Origin of the sequence: Kosakonia oryzae (assembly GCF_001658025.2) — a bacterium.
Taxonomy (GTDB): Bacteria; Pseudomonadota; Gammaproteobacteria; order Enterobacterales; family Enterobacteriaceae; genus Kosakonia; species Kosakonia oryzae.
Window position 1 is genome coordinate 2835802 of record NZ_CP014007.2, and the last position, 22145, is coordinate 2857946.

20 protein-coding genes are annotated in these 22145 nt (G+C 57.8%); 17 read left to right on the top strand and 3 right to left on the bottom strand.

From position 1 onward, the window contains the following. The first annotated feature begins 100 nt into the window (after nucleotides 1-100). The 9 genes from nifE (at nucleotide 101) to nifM (ending at nucleotide 8227) form a co-directional block, all read left to right on the top strand. The gene (nifE, locus tag AWR26_RS13485; protein WP_035885756.1) at nucleotides 101-1474 is read left to right on the top strand and encodes a nitrogenase iron-molybdenum cofactor biosynthesis protein NifE; all 1374 of its coding nucleotides are present in this window, start codon (nucleotides 101-103) and stop codon (nucleotides 1472-1474) included. Between the two features lie 10 nt (nucleotides 1475-1484). After that, entirely contained in the window at nucleotides 1485-2870 is a 1386-nt protein-coding gene (gene nifN, locus AWR26_RS13490) for a nitrogenase iron-molybdenum cofactor biosynthesis protein NifN (protein WP_064566553.1), read from the top strand. Next, nucleotides 2857-3321: a NifB/NifX family molybdenum-iron cluster-binding protein gene (locus AWR26_RS13495; RefSeq protein WP_064566555.1), complete on the top strand. Its 465-nt coding sequence runs from the start codon at nucleotides 2857-2859 to the stop codon at nucleotides 3319-3321. Before nifN ends, AWR26_RS13495 begins: the two co-directional genes overlap by 14 nt. 207 nt (nucleotides 3322-3528) lie before the next feature. Further along, nucleotides 3529-4368, top strand: coding sequence for a Fe-S cluster assembly protein NifU (nifU, locus tag AWR26_RS13500; protein ID WP_064566557.1), 840 nt, complete (start codon nucleotides 3529-3531; stop codon nucleotides 4366-4368). A 15-nt stretch (nucleotides 4369-4383) separates the two neighbouring features. Further along, nucleotides 4384-5586 (top strand): cysteine desulfurase NifS, encoded by a 1203-nt coding sequence (nifS, locus tag AWR26_RS13505; protein WP_064566559.1) that lies wholly within the window; start codon nucleotides 4384-4386, stop codon nucleotides 5584-5586. 10 nt (nucleotides 5587-5596) lie between these two features. After that, nucleotides 5597-6736, top strand: a complete 1140-nt coding sequence (gene nifV / locus AWR26_RS13510; protein WP_064566561.1) for a homocitrate synthase — start codon at nucleotides 5597-5599, stop codon at nucleotides 6734-6736. A 2-nt stretch (nucleotides 6737-6738) separates the two neighbouring features. After that, nucleotides 6739-6996: a nitrogenase-stabilizing/protective protein NifW gene (locus AWR26_RS13515; RefSeq protein ID WP_064566563.1), complete on the top strand. Its 258-nt coding sequence runs from the start codon at nucleotides 6739-6741 to the stop codon at nucleotides 6994-6996. Then, on the top strand, nucleotides 6993-7436 hold the full coding sequence (locus tag AWR26_RS13520) for a nitrogen fixation protein NifZ (protein ID WP_064566565.1): 444 nt from the start codon (nucleotides 6993-6995) through the stop codon (nucleotides 7434-7436). The genes AWR26_RS13515 and AWR26_RS13520 overlap by 4 nt, the downstream gene beginning before the upstream one ends. Then, nucleotides 7433-8227, top strand: coding sequence for a nitrogen fixation protein NifM (gene nifM, locus AWR26_RS13525; RefSeq protein WP_064566567.1), 795 nt, complete (start codon nucleotides 7433-7435; stop codon nucleotides 8225-8227). The genes AWR26_RS13520 and nifM overlap by 4 nt, the downstream gene beginning before the upstream one ends. A 103-nt stretch (nucleotides 8228-8330) precedes the next feature. Here nifM and AWR26_RS13530 read toward each other — a convergent pair whose 3' ends face one another. Continuing rightward, on the bottom strand, nucleotides 8331-8861 hold the full coding sequence (locus tag AWR26_RS13530) for a flavodoxin (RefSeq protein WP_064566570.1): 531 nt from the start codon (nucleotides 8859-8861) through the stop codon (nucleotides 8331-8333). A gap of 357 nt (nucleotides 8862-9218) precedes the next feature. On the opposite strand from AWR26_RS13530, the gene nifL reads away from it, so the two are divergent. The 6 genes from nifL (at nucleotide 9219) to AWR26_RS13560 (ending at nucleotide 17622) form a co-directional block, all read left to right on the top strand. Next, nucleotides 9219-10706, top strand: a complete 1488-nt coding sequence (nifL, locus tag AWR26_RS13535; RefSeq protein ID WP_064566572.1) for a nitrogen fixation negative regulator NifL — start codon at nucleotides 9219-9221, stop codon at nucleotides 10704-10706. Beyond that, complete coding sequence (gene nifA, locus AWR26_RS13540; RefSeq protein ID WP_064566574.1) at nucleotides 10703-12277, top strand: nif-specific transcriptional activator NifA; 1575 nt, start codon at nucleotides 10703-10705, stop codon at nucleotides 12275-12277. The genes nifL and nifA overlap by 4 nt, the downstream gene beginning before the upstream one ends. Nucleotides 12278-12443: 166 nt before the next feature. Further along, nucleotides 12444-13850, top strand: a complete 1407-nt coding sequence (gene nifB, locus AWR26_RS13545) for a nitrogenase cofactor biosynthesis protein NifB (RefSeq protein WP_064566575.1) — start codon at nucleotides 12444-12446, stop codon at nucleotides 13848-13850. Next, nucleotides 13850-14359 (top strand): nitrogen fixation protein NifQ, encoded by a 510-nt coding sequence (locus tag AWR26_RS13550; RefSeq protein WP_043956870.1) that lies wholly within the window; start codon nucleotides 13850-13852, stop codon nucleotides 14357-14359. The genes nifB and AWR26_RS13550 overlap by 1 nt, the downstream gene beginning before the upstream one ends. A gap of 198 nt (nucleotides 14360-14557) precedes the next feature. Further along, nucleotides 14558-15796 carry an EAL and HDOD domain-containing protein gene (locus AWR26_RS13555; protein WP_064566576.1) on the top strand — a complete coding sequence of 413 codons (1239 nt, stop codon included), beginning with the start codon at nucleotides 14558-14560 and terminating at the stop codon, nucleotides 15794-15796. A gap of 260 nt (nucleotides 15797-16056) precedes the next feature. Beyond that, nucleotides 16057-17622, top strand: a complete 1566-nt coding sequence (locus AWR26_RS13560) for a methyl-accepting chemotaxis protein (RefSeq protein WP_064566578.1) — start codon at nucleotides 16057-16059, stop codon at nucleotides 17620-17622. Between the two features lie 30 nt (nucleotides 17623-17652). On the opposite strand, the gene AWR26_RS13565 is transcribed toward AWR26_RS13560, so the two are convergent. Continuing rightward, on the bottom strand, nucleotides 17653-19071 hold the full coding sequence (locus AWR26_RS13565; protein ID WP_064566579.1) for an aldehyde dehydrogenase family protein: 1419 nt from the start codon (nucleotides 19069-19071) through the stop codon (nucleotides 17653-17655). A gap of 100 nt (nucleotides 19072-19171) precedes the next feature. Between AWR26_RS13565 and AWR26_RS13570 the strand changes: the two genes are divergently transcribed. Then, nucleotides 19172-20059, top strand: a complete 888-nt coding sequence (locus tag AWR26_RS13570; protein WP_064566581.1) for a LysR family transcriptional regulator — start codon at nucleotides 19172-19174, stop codon at nucleotides 20057-20059. Here AWR26_RS13570 and AWR26_RS13575 read toward each other — a convergent pair whose 3' ends face one another. Beyond that, entirely contained in the window at nucleotides 20060-20539 is a 480-nt protein-coding gene (locus AWR26_RS13575) for a carboxymuconolactone decarboxylase family protein (protein ID WP_064566584.1), read from the bottom strand. 91 nt (nucleotides 20540-20630) lie between these two features. Here AWR26_RS13575 and pdxR point away from each other — a divergent pair, with 91 nt between their 5' ends. Next, nucleotides 20631-22031: a MocR-like pyridoxine biosynthesis transcription factor PdxR gene (gene pdxR / locus AWR26_RS13580; protein ID WP_064566586.1), complete on the top strand. Its 1401-nt coding sequence runs from the start codon at nucleotides 20631-20633 to the stop codon at nucleotides 22029-22031. Nucleotides 22032-22145 lie beyond the last annotated feature (114 nt).

A 22145-nucleotide genomic window follows, 5' to 3' on the forward strand; every position in this document is an offset into this window, starting at 1 on the left:
GTTGCAAAACCGACACTTTTTTTCTCTTAAAAATCAATCACTCATTGCTGGCTCGCGAATTGCACCTGCTGCTACAACCCAACCAGATGATGAGGTGATGATGAAGGGGAACGAGATCCTGGCTTTGCTCGATGAACCTGCCTGCGAGCACAACCATAAACAGAAATCCGGCTGCAGCGCGCCGAAACCCGGCGCGACGGCGGGCGGCTGCGCCTTTGACGGTGCGCAGATCACCCTGCTGCCACTCTCCGATGTTGCCCACCTGGTACACGGCCCCATTGGTTGTACCGGTAGCTCATGGGATAACCGTGGCAGCTTCAGTTCCGGCCCGACGATCAACCGGCTGGGTTTTACCACCGATCTGAGCGAACAGGATGTGATTATGGGGCGCGGCGAACGCCGCCTGTTCCATGCCGTGCGCCATATCGTCAACCGCTACCATCCGGCCGCCGTCTTTATCTATAACACCTGCGTCCCCGCGATGGAGGGCGACGATATCGAAGCCGTCTGTCAGGCGGCAGAAACCGCCACCGGCGTACCGGTGATTGCCGTTGATGTCGCCGGGTTTTACGGCAGCAAAAATCTTGGCAACCGGCTGGCCGGTGAAGTGATGGTGAAAAAGGTCATTGGCGGGCGTGAACCCGCGCCGTGGCCGGAAGATACGCCGTTTGCCCCGGCGCATCGCCACGATATCGGGCTGATTGGCGAATTCAATATTGCCGGGGAGTTCTGGCACATTCAGCCGCTGCTTGATGAGCTGGGTATTCGCGTGCTCGGCAGCCTCTCCGGCGACGGGCGCTTCAGTGAAATCCAGACGCTACACCGGGCGCAGGTCAACATGCTGGTCTGCTCCAGGGCGCTGATCAACGTCGCCCGCTCGCTGGAGCAGCGCTACGGCACGCCGTGGTTTGAAGGCAGTTTTTATGGCGTACGCGCCACCTCTGACGCTCTGCGGCAACTGGCGGCGCTGACCGGAGACCGCGATCTGATGCAGCGCACCGAACAGCTAATTGCCCGTGAAGAACAACGAACAGAGCAGGCGCTGGCCCCGCTGCGTGAACGGCTGCGCGGGCGCAAAGCGCTGCTCTATACCGGCGGCGTGAAATCCTGGTCGGTGGTCTCGGCGCTTCAGGATCTGGGCATGGAAGTGGTGGCGACCGGTACGCGCAAATCCACCGAAGAGGATAAACAGCGCATCCGCGAACTGATGGGTGCCGACGCGCTGATGCTTGATGAAGGCAACGCCCGCTCGCTGCTGGACGTGGTTTACCGCTACCAGGCGGACATGATGATCGCCGGGGGACGCAATATGTATACCGCCTACAAAGCGCGGCTGCCGTTCCTCGATATCAATCAGGAGCGCGAGCACGCCTTTGCCGGTTACCGCGGCATTGTCACGCTGGCCGAACAGCTCTGCCTGACCATGGAAAGCCCGGTCTGGCCGCAAACCCATTCCCGCGCACCGTGGCAATAAGGAGCCCGCAATGGCAGAAATTATCCGTAGTAAAAAGCCGCTGGCCGTCAGCCCGGTAAAAAGCGGCCAGCCGCTGGGCGCGATTCTGGCGAGCATGGGCTTTGAACAGAGCATTCCGCTGGTTCATGGCGCTCAGGGGTGCAGCGCCTTCGCGAAGGTCTTTTTTATCCAGCATTTTCATGATCCGATCCCGCTGCAATCGACGGCAATGGACCCGACATCCACCATTATGGGTGCCGATGAGAACATCTTTACCGCGCTGAATGTACTGTGCTCGCGCAACAACCCGAAAGCGATTGTTCTGCTGAGCACCGGCCTTTCCGAGGCGCAGGGTAGCGATATTTCGCGCGTGGTGCGCCAGTTCCGCGATGAATTCCCGCGCCATAAAGGGGTGGCGCTGCTGACCGTTAATACACCGGATTTTTACGGCAGCCTGGAAAACGGCTACAGCGCGGTGCTGGAGAGCATGGTTGAACAATGGGTGCCGGAAAAACCGCAGCCGGGCGTGCGCAATCGCCGCGTAAACCTGCTGCTCAGCCATTTGCTGACGCCGGGCGACGTCGAGTTGCTGCGCAGCTATGTCGAGGCATTTGGCCTGCAACCGGTGATTGTGCCGGATCTCTCCCAATCGCTGGATGGCCATCTCGCCAGCGGGGATTTCTCGCCGATTACCCAGGGCGGCAGCAGCCTGCGGCTGATTGAACAGATGGGACAGAGCCTCGGCACCTTCGCCATTGGCGTTTCCCTCTCCCGTGCCGCACAGTTGCTGGCGCAGCGCAGCCATGCGGAGGTCGTCACGTTGCCGCACCTGATGACCATGAGCCAGTGCGATACGTTTATTCACCAACTGAAGCGCCTCTCCGGGCGCGATGTGCCGGCGTGGATCGAGCGCCAGCGCGGGCAATTGCAGGATGCGATGATCGATTGTCATATGTGGTTGCAGGGCGCGCCCGTCGCGCTGGCCGCCGAGGGCGATCTGCTCGCCGCCTGGTGCGATTTCGCCCGCGATATGGGCATGGTTCCCGGCCCGGTGGTGGCACCGGTGAGCCAGAAAGGGTTGCAGGATCTGCCGGTCGAAAAAGTGATCATCGGCGATCTGGAGGATATGCAGGATCTGCTGTGCGATACGCCTGCATCGCTGCTGGTGTCCAATTCTCATGCCGTTGATTTGGCCAGCCAGTTCAACATTCCGCTGGTGCGCGCCGGTTTCCCCCTGTTCGACCGTCTGGGCGAATTTCGCCGCGTGCGCCAGGGTTACGCCGGGATGCGCGACACCTTGTTTGAGCTGGCGAATGCGCTGCGCGATCGCCACCATCATCTTGCCGCTTATCACTCGCCGCTGCGCCAGCGTTTTTACGAACCCGCATCTTCGGGAGGTGACTATGCAACATGTTAGCCGACAATTCAGCACCATCTGCGACAGTGAATGGTCGATGAGAGTGGCCTTTGCCAGTTCCGATTACCACCATGTCGATCAGCATTTCGGCGCGACGCCGCGGCTGGTGGTGTACGGCGTTAAAGAGGATGACGTCACCCTGCTGCGGGTGGTGGATTTCTCGGTACTGCCCGGCCATCAGCAGGAGAAACTGACCAGCCGGATTAACGCGCTGGAGGATTGCGTGACGCTCTACTGCGTGGCGATCGGCGAGGCGGTGTTTCGCCAGCTTTTGCAGGTTGGCGTGCGCGCGGTGCGCGTTCCAGCAGAGACGACGATTGTCGGGCTGTTGCAGGAAATCCAACACTACTGGTACGACAAAGAGCAGCGAAGAAGCGCGCGCAGCCGCAATCCCGATCGCTTTGCCGGGCTGCTGGCGGAAGATGAGTGGCAGGAAGAGGATGAGCGCTGATGCCTTTTCTGTGTCAGCTCTGTGACAAAGCCAACATAAAACTGCGACATAGTTCGCGGTTTTATGTCAGGCGTCAAAATCATCTCATTGAAATATAACGACTTCATCTTCTGGTACTGCTTTTGCTTCAACGATATTACCCGCTGTTGATTGACGCGGTGTAATGCGCTCCGGCGCGTTCCGTCATACATACTGGGAGCCAAAAGCATGTGGAATTACTCCGAGAAAGTGAAAGATCATTTTTTTAATCCCCGTAACGCCCGGGTGGTGGAAAACGCCAACGCCGTGGGTGATGTGGGATCGTTAAGCTGTGGCGATGCGTTACGGCTGATGCTGCGAGTGGATCCGCAAGATGAAACCATTCTTGAGGCCGGGTTTCAGACCTTTGGCTGCGGCAGCGCAATCGCCTCTTCTTCCGCCTTAACGGAACTGATTATTGGCCGCACACTGGCGCAGGCCGAACAGGTCACCAACCAACAAATTGCCGATTATCTTGACGGTTTACCGCCGCAAAAAATGCACTGCTCGGTCATGGGCCAGGAAGCGCTGCGCGCTGCCATCGCCAACTACCGTGGTGAAACGCTGGAAGATGACCACGAAGAAGGCGCGCTGATTTGTAAGTGCTTTGGCGTGGATGAAGGACAGATTCGCCGCGCGGTGCTGAATAACGGGCTGACCACGCTGGAAGAGGTGATCAACTACACCAAAGCGGGCGGCGGCTGTACTTCGTGCCATGAAAAAATCGAGCTGGCGCTGGCCGATATTCTCGCGCAGCACCCGCAAGTCGCCGCGCCGGTGGCAACAAGCAAAGATCCGCACTGGCAGGAAGTGGTTGATGCCATCACCGAACTGCGCCCGCATATTCAGGCCGATGGCGGCGATATGGCGCTGCTCAGCGTGGCAAACCATAAAGTCACGGTCAGTCTTTCCGGCAGTTGTAGCGGCTGCATGATGACCGACATGACGCTCGCCTGGTTACAGCAAAAACTGATGGAACGCACCGGCTGTTATATGGAAGTCGTGGCCGCTGAAGCCGCAGCGTATTAACAGAGGGGGAAGAACATGAAACAGGTTTATCTGGATAACAACGCCACCACGCGAATCGATCCGATGGTGCTGGAAGCGATGATGCCCTTTCTGACCGAGCATTATGGCAACCCCTCTTCGATTCATGATTTCGGTACGCCTTCCCGCGCGGCCCTTGAGCGCGCGCACCAGCAGGTTGCCGCCCTGCTTGGCGCCGATCATGCCAGCGAGATTATTTTCACCTCCTGCGCCACCGAAGCCACGTCAACCGCGCTGCACGCCTGCGTTGAACTGATGCCGGAGCGCCGGGAAATCATCACCACCGCCGTTGAACACCCGGCCACGCTCGCCGTTTGCGAACATCTGGAGCGCCAGGGTTACCTGATCCACCGCATTGGCGTGAATAGCGACGGCGCGCTGGATATGGAGCAGTACCGCCAGGCGCTCAGCTCCCGGGTGGCGGTGGTCAGCGTAATGTGGGCGAACAACGAAACCGGCGTACTGTTTCCGGTGATTGAAATGGCGGCCATGGCGCAGGAATACGGCGCGCTGTTCCACTGCGATGCGGTGCAGGTGGTCGGCAAAATTCCGCTGGATATTGGCCGCACGCAGATCGATATGCTCTCCTGCTCGGCGCACAAACTGCACGGGCCGAAAGGCGTCGGCTGCCTCTATCTGCGGCGCGGAACGCGTTTTCGTCCGCTGCTGCGCGGCGGCCATCAGGAGCGCGGACGCCGCGCAGGAACGGAAAACATCGCCGGGATTGTCGGCATGGGCGCGGCCTGCGAACTGGCGCAAATCCATCTGCCGGGAGCCGCCTCGCTGGCGCAACTGCGCGATCGGCTGCAGGAAGGGCTTATCGCGCAGGTGCCTTCGGTGATGGTGATGGGCGGCAACCAGCCGCGCGTACCGGGCACCACCAATCTGGCGTTTGAGTTTATCGAAGGGGAAGCCATTTTATTGCTGCTGAACCAGGCGGGCATTGCGGCGTCGAGCGGCAGCGCTTGTACCTCCGGTTCGCTGGAACCTTCGCATGTTATGCGGGCGATGAACATTCCGTACACCGCCGCGCACGGCAGTATTCGTTTCTCGCTGTCGCGCTACACGCGTGAAAAAGAGATCGACTATGTGATCGATACCCTGCCAACGATTATTGCCCGCCTGCGGATGCTCTCGCCCTACTGGCAGGAGGGAAAACCCGGGGCAGCTGAATCAGCATTTGCGCCGTTATACGGCTAAGGCGGCGAGCATGAATGTGCTGATCAACGACACCACCCTGCGCGACGGCGAACAGAGCCCGGGCGTCGCGTTTCTCGCCAGCGAGAAAATCGCCATCGCCGAGGCGCTGTTTGCGGCAGGCATTACCGCGCTCGAAGTCGGCACGCCCGCGATGGGTGACGAAGAGCGCCAGCGCATTTTGCAGGTGCGCCAGCATTTGCCCGCCGCAACGCTGATGTCCTGGTGCCGGATGAACCGCGACGAGATCTGCCAGAGCGCGGATCTCGGTATGGATTGGGTGGATATCTCCCTGCCCGCTTCGGATAAGCTGCGCCAGTACAAGCTTCGCGAACCGCTGCCGCAGTTGCTCGATAAACTGGGCGCGCTGATTGCACAAGCGCGGACGCTGGGCATGCAGGTTTGTGTCGGCTGTGAAGATGCCTCGCGCGCCAGCGATCAGACGCTGAACCAGATTGCCGATATCGCCCGCGAGGCGGGCGCGAAGCGGCTGCGTTTCGCCGACACCCTCGGCCTGCTCGATCCCTTTACCACCACCACCCGCATTCAGGCGCTTGGCGAATACTGGCCGGGCGAAATCGAAATGCACGCCCACAATGATCTGGGGCTGGCGACCGCCAATACGCTGGCGGCGGTACGCGCCGGAGCCACCAGCGTCAACACAACCGTGCTGGGGCTGGGCGAACGCGCAGGCAATGCCGCGCTGGAAACCGTTGCGCTGAGCCTGAGCCGCTGTCTGCAACGGGATTGCGGCGTTGATTTTACGCGCCTGCCGTCCCTGTGCCAGACCGTGGCCGACGCGACACAACGGGCCATTGACCCGCAGCAACCGCTGGTCGGTGCGCAGGTGTTCACCCATGAATCCGGCGTTCATGTCGCCGCGCTGCTGCGCGATCGCGAAAGCTATCAGGCGATTGATCCGGCGCTGATGGGGCGAGAATACCGGCTGGTGCTGGGCAAACACTCCGGTCGCCAGGCGGTGGATGGCGTCTTCGCCCGCATGGGGTATCACCTCGATACTCTGCAAATCGATCTGCTGCTGCCGGCGATCCGCCGCTTTGCCGAGCGCTGGAAACGCACGCCGAAAGAAGATGAGCTGGTGGCACTTTACGATGCGCTGTGCGGGGAATCTGCACACTTTGCGAGGGGCTGACGATGGAGTGGTTTTATCAAATCCCCGGCGTGGATGAGCTCGATACCGCCGAGTCCTTTTTTGAATTCTTTAGCGTGCCGTATGACCCGCTGGTGCTGCGCCACTGCTGTCTGCCGGTGCTGCGGGAGTTTCACCAGCGGCTGCGGCAAAACGTACCGCTGCGCAATCTGCTTGAAGAGGCGCCCCGCGCCCCGTGGCTGCTGGCGCGCCGGTTGCTGACGGAGAGCTATCAGCACTACCTTCCGGAGCGTACCTCATGAGACAAAAATTCGATTTTGGCGAAGAGGTGCGTGTTACCCGCGCCATTCGCAATGACGGCACCATGCGCGGCTTTGCGCGCGGCGACCTGTTGGTTCGTCGCGGCAGTACCGGTTTTGTCCGCGAATGGGGCACGTTTTTGATGGATCAGATTATCTATCAGGTGCATTTTCTCGATGATGATTTGGTGGTTGGCTGCCGCGAGCAGGAGCTGCTGCCGCTTTCCGTGCCGTGGCACGCCGGGCAATTTCAGTATGGCGATCGGGTCGCCTGCCGCCACGCGCTGTCGGTAAATGGCGAAGTGGTGATCGCCGCCGGAGAGCATGGCCGTATTGAAGGAACAGACCAGGGCGAAGGTGGAGAGAGTTACACTGTCACATTTTCCGGACGCTGGTTCCAGGTTCCCGCCAGCGCCATGATTCTGCTGGAGGCCGACGCATGACACCGTGGCAACGCTTCGCCCGGCGGCGGCTGGCGGTAACGCGCTGGCAGTGCGAACCGGAACACATTCCTGCCGATCAGCAAACCGCATTCGACGACGCCTTCGCCCGCCAGTGCCAACTGGAACAGGCGGTGGTAGAGGTCACTGCCGGTGAATCCCTGCCGGATAGCGTGTTGCAGAGTGTCGCAACCTCGCTGGCAAGCTGGCTGGATGAGGGGCATTTTTCTGCTGACGAGCGGCAGATGGTGATCCGGCATCATGCCCGCATGGAGTGGCAGTTCGCCGAGGTTGCCGGGCGCGCCCCGCTGCCGGACGACTTGCAAGTGCTGGCCTGGTACCAACAACATCAGGCGCAGTTTATGCGCCCGCCGCAGCGGCTGACATCTCACCTGTTGCTGACGGTCGATAACGACGATGCCGCAGTGCAGCGCCAGATCCACCGTTTTCATCAGGATATTAGCGTCTCGCGCCAGGACTTTGCCCGGCTGGCGCAGCGCTACTCCCACTGCCCCAGCGCGCTGGAAGGCGGACGTCTGGGCTGGATAAGCCAGGGGCTGCTCTATCCCGAACTCGACGCCGCGCTGTTTGCGCTGGCGGAAAATGGCCTCAGCGCCCCTATCGAAACCCGCCTCGGCTGGCATCTGTTATGGTGCGAAGCGATCCGTGACGCCGCGCCGATGCCGCAGGCGGAAGCGCTGGAAAAAGCACGAAGCTATTTGGTTCGTCAAAACCAGCAGCAGTACCAGCGCCAGTGGCTGGCAGCGTTAACCCGCAGCGTGATGGCGGATTAATTTCATCTTTAGTACAGCAATGCCGGATGGCGATGATGTTTATCCGGCCTTCCTGGCGAACCGGTGATGTTGCCGGGTAAAGCGCGTTACCCGGCTATATCACTTACAAAAATATCGGCTTAAGCGTTTCCAGCCAGGCATCCAGGCGCTCGTCGGTCAGGTCATACTGATTGTCCTGATCGATCACTAAGCCGACAAATTTATCCGCCTCCAGCGCCGATGAAGCATTGAATTCATAGCCTTCATTCGGCCAGTGGCCGACGATCTGCGCGCCGCTGTTTTTCAGCGCCTCATACAGCGGGCGCAGGCCGCTGACGAAGTTATCCGGGTAACCTACCTGGTCGCCAAGGCCAAACAGCGCCACGGTTTTACCGCTCAGGCTGTTGCTATCAAGCTGAGCGACAAACTCTCCCCATGACGCTTCTTCACAGCCCGCATCCAGCCCCGGCAGTTGCCCGTCGCCAAGCGTCGGCGTTCCCAGCAGCAGAACCGGATAAGAGAGAAAGGTGTCGAGATCGGTACGGTTGATATTCACCGGCGCATCGGCCGCCGCACCCAGTTTTTGGTGGATCATTTTGGCAATCTTGCGGGTTTTGCCCGTATCGGTACCGAAAAAAATTCCAATGTTAGCCATCGCGTGCTCCTGTGAGAAAAAGTGTGAATCCGCCCTGAACAGGCGGCTATCACCGGAGATATTGCGAAGGCTGTGCCAGTTTTTTTGCCGTGCAATAACTGCACCGTATTGGCCAGTTCTGCACCAGAGCGGCGCTTTTTTATCCACCCGTTTATACGGCGCCGCGCACAGCCAGAGGGCAAAAGGGTAAAAATCGGCGGCAAACAGGGATCTGGATCAATCTTACGGCGAGTAACAAGGGCCAAAGGCGCACCCTTTGCATGGTTAATAAGCGTCCGTTTATGTTCGGACGAAAGTCGACAGGTGGCACAAATTGTCATAACTGCGACATTCCCATGTTGACCACAGGAGTTTGTGATGACCCTGAATATGATGATGGACGCCGCCGCGCCCGCCGAGATCGCCGGGGCGCTCTCACAACAGCATCCCGGGTTGTTTTTCACCATGGTTGAACAGGCTCCCGTCGCGATTTCACTGACCGATGCCGATGCCCACATTCTCTACGCCAACCCCGCGTTTTGCCGCCAGTCGGGGTATGAGCTGGAAGAGTTGTTGCAGCAAAACCCGCGCCTGCTTGCCAGTAAACAGACGCCGCGTGAAATCTACCAGGATATGTGGCACACCCTGCTGCAACACCGGCCGTGGCGCGGGCAACTGATTAATCGTCGCCGCGACGGTAGCCTGTTTCTGGTGGAGATCGACATTACCCCACTGTTTAATGCGTTCGGCAAACTCGAACATTACCTGGCCATGCAGCGCGACATCAGCACCAGCTACGCGCTGGAGCAACGGCTGCGCAATCATATGACGCTGACCGAAGCCGTCTTGAATAACATTCCGGCAGCGGTTGTGGTGGTGGATGAACGCGATCAGGTGGTGATGGATAACCTCGCCTACAAAACCTTTTGCGCCGATTGCGGCGGTAAAGAGCTGCTCACCGAACTTAATTTTTCCGCCCATAAGGCGGAGCTGGCGCAGGGCCTGGTGCTGCCGGTAGCGCTGCGCGGCACAGTGCGCTGGTTGTCCGTCACTTGCTGGGCACTGCCGGGCGTCAGTGAAGAAGCGGGCCGCTACTTTATTGATAGCGCCGTGCCGCGCACGCTGGTGGTGATCACCGACAATACCCAGCAGCAGCAACAACAGGAACAGGGGCGCCTTGATCGTCTGAAGCAGCAGATAACCAGCGGTAAATTGCTGGCGGCGATCCGCGAATCGCTGGACGCCGCGCTGGTGCAACTCAATTGCCCGATCAATATGCTGGCCGCCGCGCGTCGTTTAAATGGCGACGATCATAACAATCTGGCGCTGGATGCCGCCTGGCGTGAAGGTGAAGAAGCGATGGCGCGGCTGCAACGCTGCCGTCCGTCGCTGGAGCTGGAAAGCCCGGCGGTCTGGCCGCTCCAGCCGTTCCTTGACGATCTGCGCGCCCTGTATCACACCCGCTATAACCAGGGCGAAAACCTGCAAATTGAGCTGGAATCTCCCGATCTGGTGGGCTTTGGCCAGCGAACACAACTGCTTGCCTGCCTGAGCCTGTGGCTCGACAGAACGCTGGATATTGCCGCTGAGCTACGTGATTTCACGGTGCAGACTCAGCTTTACGCCCGCGAAGAGAGCGGCTGGCTGTCGTTCTATTTAAATGACAATGTGCCGCTGATTCAGGTGCGCTATACCCATTCCCCCGATGCGCTCAATGCGCCCGGTAAAGGCATGGAACTGCGGCTGATCCAGACGCTGGTCGCCCACCATCGCGGCGCAATAGAACTGACCTCCCGCCCTCAGGGAGGCACCTGCCTGACCCTGCGTTTCCCGTTATTTCATTCACTGACCGGAGGCTCACTATGACTCAGCGAACCGAGTCGGGTACAACCGTCTGGCGCTTTGACCTCTCCCAGCAGTTTACCGCCATGCAGCGTATCAGCGTGGTGTTAAGCCGGGCGACGGAGGTCGGGCAGACGCTACAGGAAGTGCTGTGCGTGCTGCACAACGATGCTTTTATGCAGCACGGGATGATCTGTCTGTACGACAGCCAGCAAGCGATCCTTAACATTGAAGCCTTGCAGGAGGCCGATCAGCAGCTTATTCCCGGCAGTTCGCAGATTCGCTATCGTCCAGGTGAAGGGCTGGTAGGCACAGTGCTGTCGCAGGGACAATCGCTGGTGCTGCCCTGTGTCTCCGACGATCAGCGTTTTCTCGATCGCCTTGGCTTGTATGATTACAGCCTGCCGTTTATCGCCGTGCCGCTGATGGGACCAAACTCACAGCCCATCGGCGTGCTGGCCGCCCAGCCAATGGCCCGCTACGAGGAACGCCTGCCCGCCTGCACGCGTTTTCTGGAAACTGTCGCCAATCTGGTGGCGCAAACTGTCCGCCTGATGACGCCGCCCAGCGTCGCGCCTTCACCCCGTGCTGCTGCCGCGCAGATCGCCAGCCAGCGCGGGTGCGCGCCGTCGCGAGCGTTTGGCTTTGAAAACATGGTCGGTAAAAGCGCGGCCATGCGCCAGACGCTGGAAATTATTCGCCAGGTCTCGCGCTGGGACACCACCGTGCTGGTGCGTGGCGAAAGCGGAACCGGTAAGGAGCTGATAGCCAATGCTATCCACCACAATTCACCGCGCGCCGCTGCGCCGTTCGTCAAATTCAACTGCGCGGCGCTGCCCGATACGCTGCTGGAGAGTGAACTCTTCGGCCACGAAAAAGGGGCGTTTACCGGCGCGGTGCGTCAGCGTAAAGGCCGCTTCGAACTGGCGGACGGCGGTACGCTGTTTCTTGATGAGATCGGCGAAAGTAGCGCCTCGTTTCAGGCGAAATTGCTGCGTATCTTGCAGGAAGGCGAAATGGAACGCGTCGGCGGCGACGAAACGCTGCAGGTGAATGTACGGATCATTGCCGCCACCAACCGCAATCTGGAAGAGGAAGTGCGGCTGGGAAATTTTCGCGAAGATCTCTACTATCGCCTCAATGTGATGCCGATCTCCCTGCCCCCGCTCCGCGAGCGCCAGGAGGACATTGCCGAGCTGGCGCATTTTCTGGTGCGCAAAATCGCGCAAAACCAGAACCGCACGCTGCGCATCAGCGATGGCGCGATCCGGTTGTTGATGAGCTATAGCTGGCCTGGAAACGTGCGTGAACTGGAAAACTGCCTTGAGCGATCGGCGGTGATGTCGGAAAGCGGACTCATCGATCGCGACGTGATTTTATTTCACCACCGGGAAAATCTGCCAAAACCGCCGCAGCCCAGCGCACCGCGCGAAGAGAGCTGGCTCGATCAGAATCTCGATGAGCGACAAAGATTGATCGCCGCGCTGGAGAAAGCCGGTTGGGTACAGGCAAAAGCTGCGCGTCTGCTGGGAATGACCCCGCGCCAGGTGGCTTACCGTATTCAGACCATGGACATTACCATGCCGAGAATGTAGCGCAGGTTTTTGTGACATTCGGCACATTGTCAGCCAAACGCCACAAACTCGACAAACAGACGACGACACAGTGAATTTAAAACATTAATTTTCAGTAAGTTACAGTAAGGATAAGCGGTACAGGTTTTGCAGCAGGAGGTTATGACCACACAACCAAGGTACGCCCATGACTTCCTGCTTATCCGCCGCTGGTGGTTCACGCTGTCACACCGGGCAGCGCGAACCTTTATCTGATGTCGTTGCCGGTAAGGTGGCGTCGCACCCCTGCTACTCGCAAAACGGTCATCACCGCTATGCCCGTATGCATCTGCCGGTCGCGCCTGCCTGTAACCTGCAATGTAACTATTGCAACCGCAAATTTGATTGCAGTAATGAATCGCGCCCCGGCGTCTCGTCATCGCTGCTGACGCCGGAACAGGCGGTAGCCAAAGTGCGCCATGTGGCCGCGGCGATCCCGCAATTATCCGTGGTGGGCATCGCCGGGCCTGGCGACCCGCTGGCCAATATTCAGCGCACATTCACCACCCTGGAAATGGTGCGCGAACAGCTTCCCGACCTGAAACTTTGCCTCTCCACCAACGGGCTGATGTTACCGGATGCGGTAGAGCGGCTGGTGAATGTTGGCGTTGATCATGTCACGGTGACGATCAATACGCTGGATGCCGATATCGCGGCGCAAATTTACGCCTGGCTGTGGCTCGACGGAGAACGCTACAGCGGGCGTGAGGCCGGTGAGATTCTGATTGCCCGCCAGCTTGAAGGCGTGCGTCGCCTGACGGCGAAAGGCGTACTGGTGAAGATCAACTCGGTATTGATCCCCGGCATTAATGATGGCGTCCTCAGCGATGTCAGCCGTGAACTGCGTGCCAGCGGTGCCTTTATTCACAATATTATGCCGCTGATCGCCCGCCCGGAGCACGGTACGGTGTTCGGCCTGAACGGCCAGCCGGAGCCGGATGCGCAGATGGTAGCCCAGGTACGCGAGCGTTGCGGCGAGGTGATGCCGCAGATGACGCACTGCCAGCAGTGCCGCGCTGACGCGATTGGCATGCTCGGCGAAGATCGCAGCCAGCAGTTTGCCCTGACGCCGGTTGACGAGTCGCCGCAGCCATGGTTGCCAACGCTTTACCGCCGGGCGCAGTTGCATGCCAGCATTGCCACGCGCGGCGAATCGGAAGAGCCGGATGCCTGCCTGGTGGCGGTCGCCTCCACGCGTGGCGATGCGATTGATTGCCACTTTGGTCATGCCGATCGCTTTCGCATTTACAGCCTGTCGGCGGCGGGCGCGGTGCTGGTCAACGAGCGTTTTACGCCGAAATTTTGTCAGGGAAGCGACAACTGTGAACCGCAGGACAGCGAGGCGCGGATGGCCGCAGTTCTCGATCTGCTGGCCGATGTGAAAGCGGTGTTTTGCGCCCGTATCGGCTACGCGCCGTGGCAAAAGCTGGAAGCGCGCGGCATTCAACCCTGTGTCGATCACGCCTGGCAGCCGGTTAACGAGGCGCTGACCGGCTGGTGGCAGCAGTGGCGGAAAAATGCGCAGCCCGATCCCGCGTCACAGGGGGTAGCATGATGTCTGTTCACGACTGGCTGCGGCGTTTGCTGTGGCTCTATGCACACGGCGAAGGCTGTTATCCGCTGATGATGGGCTTGCGGGCAACCGAATGGGACGCCCTGCAGGCGCAGTTCGATCCCCCTACGCAGCCGATGCCCGCCGATTGTTTGTTGCGGCAAAAGCTGATGAGCGAGCTGAATGCCACCCGTAGCGACGAACAGCAACAACTGGCGCAGTGGCTGGCGGGCTATATGGCGCCAGGCGCGGCGCCGATGCACAACATTATCGCCAGTGTTTCCCTGGCATTTAATCACCTGTGGCAGGATCTGGGGCTAAGCTCGCGCCAGGAGTTGCGCGAATTAATGAGCGACTGTTTTCCTCTGCTGGTGGAAATGAACAGCGAAAATATGCGCTGGAAAAAGTTTTTTTATCGTCAGCGCTGCCTGCATTCTGCTGGCGAACTTATTTGCCGTTCCCCAAGTTGCGACGCCTGCTGCGAACGCGCATTCTGTTTTGCCCCTTCCTGAAAATATTTCACGCGGCCCGCTAACCTTAAGTGAAACGGGCCACTTCTGCCGTGCATTTCTTATTTGTTGCCCTATATTTTTTAACGTTGAAGGTGAAATATCCCGCAACAATCACAGGGATCATGTAGCCGTGATGTTAATGTTACTTATATAGTTGCGTAACGAAGATAAGAAGTACGCAGGCGCGCGAGGTGGCAAATGTACTCTTTTGTAGCCAGACAGGCGATTTTTGATAACCAATTGAATACCGTCGGTTACGAACTGCTCTTCAGGAACAGTATGGATAACCGGTTCCCGGACGTTTCCGCCGAGCAGGCCACTACGCAGTTGATTGAAGAGCAATTTCTTAGCGCTCCGCTGGGGCGTAAAAATGACCACAGTACCGTATATGTCAATTTCCCCTATCAGTTGCTGGTTCAGGGGCTGGCGGAGACCCTACCCAAGAACCGCGTGGTGATTGAAATACTCGAAGATGCCAGCCCGGATCACTCATTGCTGGAAGCGGTAAAACGTATGCATACCCTCGGCTTTCGCGTCGCGCTGGATGATTTCAGTCCCGGTAACGAATGGGATGCCTTTATTCCGTATGTCGACGTGATTAAATTTGATATAAGGAGAAGCCCGTACGAGGAAATCGGCCATTATATTCGCAGTAACCGCGAGGCGTTGCGTCATGCCGTATTACTGGCAGAAAAAGTAGAAACCTATGATGAATTTGAATCCTATAAAAAATTGGGGTTTCATCTTTTTCAGGGTTATTTTTTCAGCAAGCCGGTCGTTACCAAACGGAATAAACTGGTACAGAACCAGGCTTTTGCCCTGAAATTAATGCAGGAAGTGAACGTTGAATCGCCAAATCTTAATAAGATTGAAGAACTGTTAAAACGCGATGTCACGTTGTCGTTTAAAATTATGCGCTATGCGCAAAATATTCTTTATAACACCCGTGGCGTGAGCGGTTTCCGTAGCCAGTCGCTGCGCGATATTGTTGTTTATCTTGGCATTAATGAAATGCGCCGCTTTGTGTTGATGGCCTGTCTGACCTCCTTCGACAACGTGACCAATACGGAAATTTATTATCTGAGCCTGATCCGCGCTAAATTCTGCGAGCTGGTTGCAGAACGGACTTCCGCCTCCCGTCTCAGCAATGATGCCTTTATGGTCGGCCTGTTTTCACTGCTGGATGTGATTCTCGGTTTGCCGCTCGAAGAGTTAATGGGGCAAATCGCCGTGTCGCCGGAAGTCGCAACCGCGCTGGAAAAAGAGAGCGGTAAGCTCTATCCGTTTGTGCAACTTGCGCGTCTTTTCGAACTGAGAAGATGGGAAGAAGCCAGCGATATCAGCCACGAAATTGGCCTGCCCAATTCCGCCGTCGCAGAGTTAATGAACCAGGCGACAAAATGGGCAGATGAACTGCCATTAAGCCTGTCGCATTAATTTTCACCCTCTTTCTTCAGCGTGCAGAAAATAATCTTCTTCCGCATGATCCGCTCATGTGAAACATTATTTCAATCTGCACGAATACAAATCATTTACATTATTAACCGCCATAAATAGTTTTATCCTAAATTACGCTTTGTGATGTGGGCTTTTGCACAATTACCTCAGTAAATTGTGATATTGATCAGATAAATAAATCAATAAAATCCTAAAAGCTGCCGTTATTAATACTATCTTCCTTTACACAGCGTTGAATTATGAAAAAATTATCACAAGCCACCGTATTGACTAAATTGCTTATCGGTTTCTCCATCCTTATTGTCATGATGTTGCTGTTGGGCGTTGTGTCCATTTATCAGCTCAATATGAGCAACGATCACATTGATCAGTTCCGTAAAAACCGCATGCCGGGCGTGCGCTATACCCTTGAAATGCGTGGCGTCTTAGCTGAAATGCGCTTGCAGCAGGTGCAGTACATCGCTTCTACAACACCGGAATCGCTGGAGCAGCATCGCGGCGAATTGCTGCAAAATCAGGAAACATTCCTGCGCGCGCAGCAGGCTTACGCCAATATCTCCGCGCACGATCCACAAGAGATGCGCGCCCTCTTCACCACGGTGGTCGATAACTTTAAAAACTTTATCGATGTGAACGCCAAAGTTATCGAAGAGATGAAAAGCGGCAACGCCGCAGAAGCCGCTAAAATCAGCGGCGCGGTGTCGGCGAAATACCGTACGCAGTTGATGAAAGACCTGGCTACGCTGGTCGATATGGAAGTCGCGCTGGGCAATGACGCCGGTGAAGCCTCGCAGGCGGCTTATAAACAGGCGATCTATATACTGAGCGGTTTACTGCTGCTGGCGCTGATTGCAACCGGCGTGATTGCCCTGTTTATCTCGCGTAACCTGGCGCGCCAGCTTGGCGGTGAACCGGCTTATGCGGTGTCGATCATGAAAGAAATCGCCGCAGGGAATCTGGGTACGCAGGTCAAACTGCGCGACAACGATACCCAGAGTCTGCTGGCAACCATCAACTTTATGAATGCCCGATTGGCCGGGATCATTAACGGCATTATCGACGGCAGTGAATCTATTTCCCACGCCGCCAGCGAAATCTCCGAAGGCAACAACGATCTGTCGCAGCGCACCGAAGAACAGGCCGCGTCTCTGGTGCAAACGTCGTCGAACATGCAGCAAATTACGGAGAACGTGAAGAGCAACGCAGAAAACGCCCGTAAAGCGAGCGACCTGGCCCGTCAGACGTCGCAAACCGCCGTCAAAGGCGGGAAAGAAGTGGATGACATGCTGAAACGTATGCATGAAATTTCAGCCAGCTCGCAGAAAATTGTCGACATTATTTCCGTGATTGAAGGTATCGCTTTCCAGACCAACATTCTGGCGCTGAACGCCGCCGTTGAAGCCGCCCGCGCCGGAGAACAGGGTAAAGGCTTTGCCGTGGTCGCCGGTGAAGTGCGCAACCTGGCGCAGAAAAGCGCCGAGTCCGCAAAAGAGATCAAGCAACTGATCGAAGGAACGGTGGAGAAAATCACCGACGGCTCGCGCTACGCCGACACGGCCAGCCGGGCGATGGAAGAGATTGTCACCTCGGTGAACAAGGTGACGGATATCGTTGCGGAGATTTCGGCCGCCTCTACCGAACAGCATCAGGGCATTAAAGAGATCAGCGTCGCCATCGACCAGATGGATCAGGTAACTCAGCAGAACGCCGCGCTGGTGGAACAGGCCGCCGTTGCCGCGCAGTCGATGACCGAGCAGAGCGAAGTCCTGCGCGATTCCGTGCGTTATTTCCAGTTGGCACGCTAAAACCGCTTGCAGGCCCGCCCGCCGGGCCTGCTATTCACTGATGATCGCTTTAGGCTCCATAAACGCCGACAGCCCCCACGCTCCCATCTCCCGCCCGATGCCTGAATGCTTAAAGCCACCAAACGGCGCGCGCGGTTCATGTGCCAACGTATTGACCTGCACACGGCCCGCATGGATTTTTGCCGCCACGCGCTGCGCCCGTTCACCCTCTTCTCCCAGCACCAGCGCGCTTAAGCCGTATTCCGTATCATTAGCGATAGCCACCGCCTCCGCCTCATCCCGGTAGCTCATCACCGTCAGCACCGGCCCGAAAATCTCTTCCCGTGCGATGCGCATTTCGTTTCGCACATCGGCAAACAGCGTTGGCCGGACAAACCACCCTTGCCCGCTGTTTTCCGGCCGCCCTTCACCACCTGCCAGCAACCGTGCGCCCTCCTGCACGCCGAGACGAATATAAGATTGCACGCGCTGCCACTGCTTTTCGCTGACCATCGGCCCGACGGTGGTTGCCGGATCGCGCGGATCGCCCACCTTCACCGCCGCCATCGCCTTCGCCAGCGCGGCTTCGCACTCGGCTTTGTGCGAGAGTGGAACCAGAATCCGCGTTCCGGCGATACAGGCCTGGCCGCTGTTCATCAATCCGGCCTGGATCGCCAGCGGCACGGCTGTCGCTAAGTTGGCGTCATCAAGAATAATCGTCGGCGATTTACCGCCCAACTCCAGCGTTACGCGTTTAAAACTCTCCGCAGCGTTGCGCAGAATCGCTTTTCCGGTCGCGGTAGAGCCTGTAAACGAGATTTTCGCCACATCCGGATGACGGCTGATCTCCTCGCCGACCACGTCGCCCCGCCCGGTGACAATATTAAATACGCCCGGCGGCAGCGCCGCCTGATGCAGCGCATTGATCACCACCTGCGTTTGCAGCGCGCTCATCTCACTCGGTTTGACAACCGCCGTACAGCCTGCCGCCAGCGCGGCGGCCAGTTTGCCACAGATAAATCCGGCGTTGCTGTTCCACGGCGTGATAAGCCCGGCCACGCCCAGCGGCGTCATCTCCACCTGCGCCAGACCGATCTGCGAGCGAAACGTAAAGGCTTTTAACGCAGAAATCGCCTCATCAATTACCGCGACCGGGTAGCGAGCCATCCAGACGGCGCGGGTTTCCGGCGCGCCATATTCCATGACGATCGCCTGCAACAGCACCTGCTCACTGGCGGCCAGCGCATCGCGCATCCGCGTCAGCGCCGCTACACGCTCATCCACGGTCGTGGCGGACCAGCCAGCAAATGCCGCTTTTGCCGCCGCTATCGCCCGCCGCGTATCCTCTTCATTGGCCAGACGCACCTGACCAATCACCTCGCCCGTCGCCGGGTTAAACAGGTCGAATAGCTCAGTACCCTGCGGCGTGACCCATTCGCCGTTAATCGAAATTTGTTCTACCCGCTGCATCTGCACCTCCTTCAGGACAAGGGGCTCAGTGTGGCACAGCTTTATCGCGCAGATAATCCACGCTATCCTGCATGGGTTGTTTCGAAATTCGGGATAATCTATGCATCGTTCAGGGTTAATTGAGCTGGAAGTGGTGATGGCGGTGATGCGCCTCGGCAATTTTCGCGCGGCGGCACAGGCGCTGAGTATGTCGCCAACGGCGGTAAGTAACGCTATTGCCGGTCTGGAGAGCCGCTTAAATGTGCGGCTTTTTCATCGCACCACCCGCAGTGTGGCGTTGACCGAAGCCGGAGAGCGCTTTGTGGCACGGGTTGGCCCGGCGCTGCGTGAAATTCAGCAGGCGGCCGATGAGATCCACAGTCTTCCGGCGGAACCCTCCGGCACGCTGCGCATCAATATACCGCAGTCCGCTGGCCAGCTTTTTCTCGATCAGATTGTGGTGCGTTTTCTTGCCCGCTATCCGCTGATGCGCCTCGAAATCACCAGCGAAGCACGGATGATTGATATTGTGGCGGAGGGTTACGATGCCGGTATTCGCCTTGGTGAATCCGTCCCGCAGGATATGATTGCTGTTCCGCTAATGCCGGATATCCGTATGCAGATAGTGGCGACGCCAGAGTGGTTCGCTACGCACGGTACGCCGCAGACGCCGGATGATCTTTATCAACATCAGGGCATTTGCATGCGCATGGCAAACGGCGGGATTTATCGCTGGGAGCTGTCACGCCACGGGCAGCACTACGCCCTCGCGATCCCCCCCAGGCTTGCCACCTCCGATTTTTTTACCTCGCTTACGGCCGTTCGCGCCGGGCTGGGCGTCGGCTTTCTGCCGGGGTTTTATATTGAAGAGGATTTACGCGCCGGACGGCTGGTGAGTGTGCTGGATGACTGGACACAGCCGTTTCAGGGGCTGTGTCTTTACTATCCCGGACATCGCCATATCCCGGAGGGATTACGGGCGTTTATCGACTTTGCCCGGGCGGGTTGATCACTCCAGATGCGCACGATCCAGGCCGTAGGCCTTATCCAGCGCGCCCGGCAGCGTGCGTGATGCAATCATCAGGCGATTCCAGGCATTGATAATGGCAATGGCAAATGTCAGTTCAGACAGTTCCACCTCACTGAAATGCTCGCGCGCTTCGCGGTACAGCGCATCCGGTACGCCATCGACATCGGGCTGAGTTAACGCTTCGCTCAGCGCCAGCGCCGCTTTCTCTTTTGCGGTGAACAGCGGCGACTCGCGCCAGATGGCCACATGGTAAAGACGCAGTTCGCGCTCACCGTGCAGTTTGGCCTGTTTCACATGCATATCCAGACAAAATGCGCAGCCGTTGAGCTGCGATGCCCGAATATCGACCAGATTTTTGAGGGTGATATCCAGGCTGCTGCTATGTGACGCCTGGCTGGCATCGGACAGGGTTTTGATCAACGCCGGAACGGTCTGGAAAAGATTGATGCGGGTGCTCATGTTTTTTGCCTCGTGGAGTTGTTCGACCGGGGTTATATTACTGCCTTATGCCATAGTAAAAAGATGCAAAAACCAGAAATAAAGGTAGGACATGAAACCGGGCTATAAGAGCATTTATGAGCAGTATCGCCACAGCATTGTTAGCGGGTTACTGAAGCCTGGCGACAAAGTGCCCTCCGTGCGTGTGCTGGCCAGCGAGTTAGGCGTGGCGCGTAAAACCGTCGAAACCGCGTGGGCGATTCTGGTCGGCGAAGGTTACCTTATCAGCCAGGGTGCGCGCGGTACGCGGGTGAACCCGGATCTGATTCTGCCGGCGCAGAAACCGGCTTCGAAACAACCCGTTGTCGCAGAAAAACCGACCGCCATGATGGACGTGCTGCGCGACCAGCAAGGATTTTTGCGCCTCGGCATTCCGTCGCTGGATGCCTTTCCCTACAAGAAATGGCTGCTGCTGTGCGGCAAAGCGGTGCGCTCCATGCAGCCGCTGGAGATGACCAATCCCCCGCTGGCGGGCTATGCGCCACTGCGTGAAGCCATCGCCCATTATGTGAATGTCTCGCGCGGGTTATCCTGCACCGCAGAGCAAGTGTTTATTACCAGCGGTTACAGCAATAACCTGCGCTTAATTCTCAATACGCTGGTGACAGACCGTGACAAAGTGCTGTTCGAAGATCCCGGTTACTTTTTTGGTCAGCAGGCGCTGAAACGCGCCGCCGCCAACCTGCACTTTGTGCCGGTCGACGATCAAGGCATGAATGTCGATTATTTACAGCGTTATCACCCTGATGCCCGCCTGCTATTTGTGACACCGTCACATCAAAGCCCGCTTGCTGTCACGCTGTCGCTGCCGCGCAAACACCAGTTGCTGACGTGGGCCAGCCAGAATGAGAGTTGGATCGTCGAAGATGATTATGACGGTGAGTTTCACTACACCCGGAAAGTTCTGCCGGCGCTGAAGAGCCTTGATAGTGATGATCGGGTCATCTATATGGGGACATTCAGCAAGACGGTGATGCCCGCCCTGCGCATCAGTTACCTTGTGTTACCCCGCGCCGCGCTCGCCCGTTTCCATGAAACCGCTGCGCTGACCGAAAGCGGCCAGCCGGTACTGACACAAAAAATTCTCGCCGCCTTTCTTGGCGAAGGCCACTTTTATCAACATCTGAAAAAAATGCGCACGCTCTACTCGCAGCGCAGAAAGCATGTATTGACCGCACTGGAGAACATTTACCCGCACTTGTTCAGCGTGGAAGTCAGCGATGGCGGCATGCATATTATCGCGTTTTTACGCACCAGCACGCAGGATGTGGCGCTGGCGGAGATCTGGCAGCGGCATGAATTACAGGTCAGCCCGCTGTCGCGCTGGTATAACCAGACCAGCAAGCGCTACGGCCTGATTATTGGCTATACCAATGTGCGTTCGTATACGGAAGCAGAAGCGTTATTGCAGCGCCCGGCGAAAGAAACGCGGGCGCTGCTTGGCGGGCAGTAGAAGTTCAGGGCAAGCTACTAACAAAGGAGAGATCCCACGCCGTAGCGAGAAGAGATAAGCTGACAACCAACATTACGGCCAGCGATATCGTTCTGTCTGAGTTTTCCATCGCGC